The sequence below is a fragment of the Halomonas sp. NPDC076908 genome (genome assembly GCF_050269715.1).
Classification (GTDB): Bacteria; Pseudomonadota; Gammaproteobacteria; order Pseudomonadales; family Halomonadaceae; genus Vreelandella.
This window is the reverse complement of record NZ_JBNNIW010000094.1, coordinates 1-3,066: the sequence shown is the minus strand read 5'-3', so window position 1 is coordinate 3,066 and position 3,066 is coordinate 1. Positions and strand designations below refer to the sequence as shown.

Genomic DNA, 3,066 nt, shown 5'->3' with positions numbered 1-3,066 from the left:
GCCTACAGTTCGTTCGACAAGCTCTGTGAAGCGGTCAAAAACGTATGTGATAATTACGGAAAAAGTAACTCGATAACTTTTGCATAACCACTTAGTAGTTAACGGTCTAAGCAGCCATAGCTTTAGCAAACGACAAAAAAACGTGCTTAAGCCGATCAGGCCATCAAGGCTTGAGGGTCATCAATGAGCGCTTGAAGCTGGTTAATGAGGTGTTGTGGTAAAATAAGGATATTGAGATGGGAGCCCGCATGGCCACTAAAATCCACAATCGCCACGACCATAGCTACAAATTACTGTTTTCGCACCCCGAAATGGTCAAAGACCTGCTGACGGGCTTCGTCAAGGAAGCTTGGGTTGAGCAGCTTGATTTCTCGACGCTGGAAAAGGTGAGCGGCTCCTACGTCACCGAAGATCTGCGTGATCGTGAGGATGATATTATTTGGCGGGTACGCTGGGGTGACGACTGGCTCTATGTCTACTTGCTATTAGAGTTTCAATCTTCCGAAGATGAGCACATGGCCGTGCGAATCATGACGTACCTGGGGCTGCTGTATCAGGACTTGATTCGTCAACACGCCTTTACCCCTAGCGGCAAGCTGCCACCGGTGTTGCCCATAGTACTCTACAATGGAGAGAAACGTTGGAAAGCGGCACAAAACGTGGCTGATCTTGTCGAACGAGTACCCGGCGGCCTTGAGCGCTACCGACCACACTTGGCCTATCTGCTTCTTGATGAAGGCGCGATTGTCAGCGACCCCGCTTGGTCGGATCAAATGCGCAACGTGGCTGCGGCACTCTTTCGGTTGGAGCACAACCGTGATGAGCAAGACATGCTGGCAGTGCTCGGAACGTTGGTGGAGTGGCTTAAAGCCCCTGAGCAAACGGGCCTAAGGCGAGCGTTTGTGGTGTGGATACGCCGAGTGCTGTTACCTAGCCGGGCACCTGAGATAGAGCTGCCTGACTTTACGGATTTACAAGATTTACACGAGGTGCATGACATGCTAGCAGAACGGATTAAGAAATGGCCTGAACAGTGGGAAGAGAGAGGTCGCCAAGCAACCTTGCGAGAAGCAGAAGAGCGTGTACTAGAAAATAAACGTAATGCCGCCCGCAGGTTAATTGCCCGTACTGAAATGAATGATCAGCTGATCGCTGAGATCGCAGAATTACCGGTTGAAGAAATCGAAAAGCTGCGTGCTGAAACGCAGCACTGAGTGCATGACATGCTGGCAGAAAATCTTGAAAACTGGGCGCAGCAAGAGCGCCAGGCGGGCCGTCAGGAAGGTGAGCAATTGGGTATCCAAAAAACTGCTCGAAACTTACTAAAGCTAGGGGTGCTCAGTAACGAACAGATTGCCGAAGCGACTGGGTTAGCGGTTGACGAGATTGCCAAACTTCGCATTGAAGATAAGCACTGACCCCGCCTTTAATAAGGGTTTAGCGTTTCGCTGGATGGTGTTGGCACGGCCACAACCGGCGTTGTGCTATGCAATCAGTTACGAACCCTGGATATCGAAGCGCGGCAAGTACGGCGCATGGGCAGACCGGCTTGTTGCTCGGTGTCCTGGGTTTCATCCATCCGTTCAGTGCTTATTCTATGAATCCAGGGATCAACGGGCGGCCATCGTTTAGTGAACCATTTTAAGAAGCTTGGATTAAACCTTCGCATTTCCGGCAATCATCGCTTTAAAACCAGCTTTGGTGATGGGTTGTTGCTCCGCATCCACCACGGTGCCACCCAGGCGTGCTAGCTTTTTGGATAGCGACGCTAACTTAGCAAGCTGGAGTTTGCTGGGAGCAAGCATCGGGTTACTTTTGGTAATTTTAATGCTTACGCCTTTAATAGGAGGAAGTTTGGCGCTGCTTTCGGCTGGTGAAGGCAGTTGGCCCGCCGCATTCACATTCTCAATTTGAATTGGTGTACGTGAGGAGTCGTCAGCCACCTTGAATGTCTTAGTGCTCGGCTCATACACCGCTTTTAAAGAAGCAAGCATTAAGCTCAAGCGTTTATTCAAAGCAGGCGAAGGGCTTTCAAAGAGCACCTGCACCTCCCAGGAAGCGTGTTCTTTATTGAGCAAGGTAGGTGCTTCTAGCGTTGGCGCGGGGGGTTGCTGAAGGGAATGGTCACCGTCTTGGGCAAGTTGCCATGTTCGCCTGGTCAACAACAAATAAGTAGCAATACAACCAAAGGTAAGGCTCAGCCAAAGCGCGCAGATCGCAACGATTAGAACGAGCGTATGGGTATCCATATCCTTATCTCATGGTTATGAGCAATTTACGTAACTGCTCAACACAACAAAATATAGGCCAAAGCGCACAAAATTTGCAAGCTAACTAAAATGGACCCTACCCAGAGAGCATCAGTTGCGTATGCTCGCGCTGCTGTTTCACGGCGCTATCCAAAATATCCAGCAGCTTTTCGTAATCCTCCGTCATTTCTTCATTTATGCCAGTAGCCTCAAAACGCTTGAGCGTTTGCAGGGTGTCATCAATCAGTGCCTGCAACTCGTCTATAACGCGCTTGTGCTCATCAGCAGTCATAAAGCTTCTTCGGTTTGAAATGCCTGTACACGCAGGTAAAGCACTCTAGCACTATCAGCGGCCACGCTTTCGTGTTGGTCTAGCGTGAGCAACACATCCTGGCGCGGGTCGTTCATCGCTGCTTCCAGCTCGTGACAGTAGCGTTTTAGCAAATGCTCCAGATTCATACGTATCATCGCAAGTTCGAGCTGAAACGCCGCCTGTAATTTAGTGTAGCGTTCGATTTCTGCTGGAAGTTGGCTTGTGCTAATGACAACGCTAATCGCCTGCTCAATATGCTTTTCGACGGCATTAAGTTTGGGGATTAGCTCTTTCACTACGTACACAGCAGATACGGTGGCGGCGTGCGGCTTCACGATACTCCTAACGATATAAGCAGTTTAATTTAAGCACCCAGCCTACCAGCACTTTCGGTTAGCCTAATGGTTACCCCGCCTTATTCATGAGTGTGCTGATTGAGCGTCGCGAAGCCCCAGGTTGCTGGCACCGACTCCCAGCAGCCGTATTTGCGGTGTGAATACCTGC

The 3,066-nt window shown here is 50.1% G+C and carries 5 protein-coding genes; 2 read left to right on the top strand and 3 right to left on the bottom strand.

Annotation, left to right across the window (positions count from 1 at the left end):
- Positions 1–248 precede the first annotated feature (248 nt).
- Complete coding sequence (locus ACQKE4_RS20470; protein WP_427390078.1) at positions 249–1,214, top strand: Rpn family recombination-promoting nuclease/putative transposase; 966 nt, start codon at positions 249–251, stop codon at positions 1,212–1,214.
- 9 nt (positions 1,215–1,223) lie between these two features.
- Positions 1,224–1,418, top strand: coding sequence for a hypothetical protein (locus ACQKE4_RS20465; protein WP_427390077.1), 195 nt, complete (start codon positions 1,224–1,226; stop codon positions 1,416–1,418).
- A 237-nt stretch (positions 1,419–1,655) separates the two neighbouring features.
- Here the strand turns inward: ACQKE4_RS20465 and ACQKE4_RS20460 are convergent, their stop codons facing one another.
- The 3 genes from ACQKE4_RS20460 to ACQKE4_RS20450 all read right to left on the bottom strand — a co-directional run bounded on the left by ACQKE4_RS20460 (position 1,656) and on the right by ACQKE4_RS20450 (position 2,897).
- Positions 1,656–2,078, bottom strand: a complete 423-nt coding sequence (locus tag ACQKE4_RS20460; RefSeq protein WP_427390076.1) for a hypothetical protein — start codon at positions 2,076–2,078, stop codon at positions 1,656–1,658.
- 268 nt (positions 2,079–2,346) lie between these two features.
- Positions 2,347–2,541, bottom strand: a complete 195-nt coding sequence (locus ACQKE4_RS20455; protein WP_427390075.1) for a hypothetical protein — start codon at positions 2,539–2,541, stop codon at positions 2,347–2,349.
- Entirely contained in the window at positions 2,538–2,897 is a 360-nt protein-coding gene (locus ACQKE4_RS20450) for a hypothetical protein (RefSeq protein ID WP_427390074.1), read from the bottom strand. Before ACQKE4_RS20450 ends, ACQKE4_RS20455 begins: the two co-directional genes overlap by 4 nt.
- Positions 2,898–3,066 lie beyond the last annotated feature (169 nt).

What these genes read in the sequence shown, in the direction of transcription:
- ACQKE4_RS20470 (WP_427390078.1), top strand. Translation starts at nt 249, where the DNA reads ATGGCCACTAAAATCCACAATCGCCACGACCATAGCTACAAATTACTG.
- ACQKE4_RS20465 (WP_427390077.1), top strand. Translation starts at nt 1,224, where the DNA reads ATGCTGGCAGAAAATCTTGAAAACTGGGCGCAGCAAGAGCGCCAGGCG.
- ACQKE4_RS20455 (WP_427390075.1), bottom strand. Translation starts at nt 2,541, where the DNA reads ATGACTGCTGATGAGCACAAGCGCGTTATAGACGAGTTGCAGGCACTG.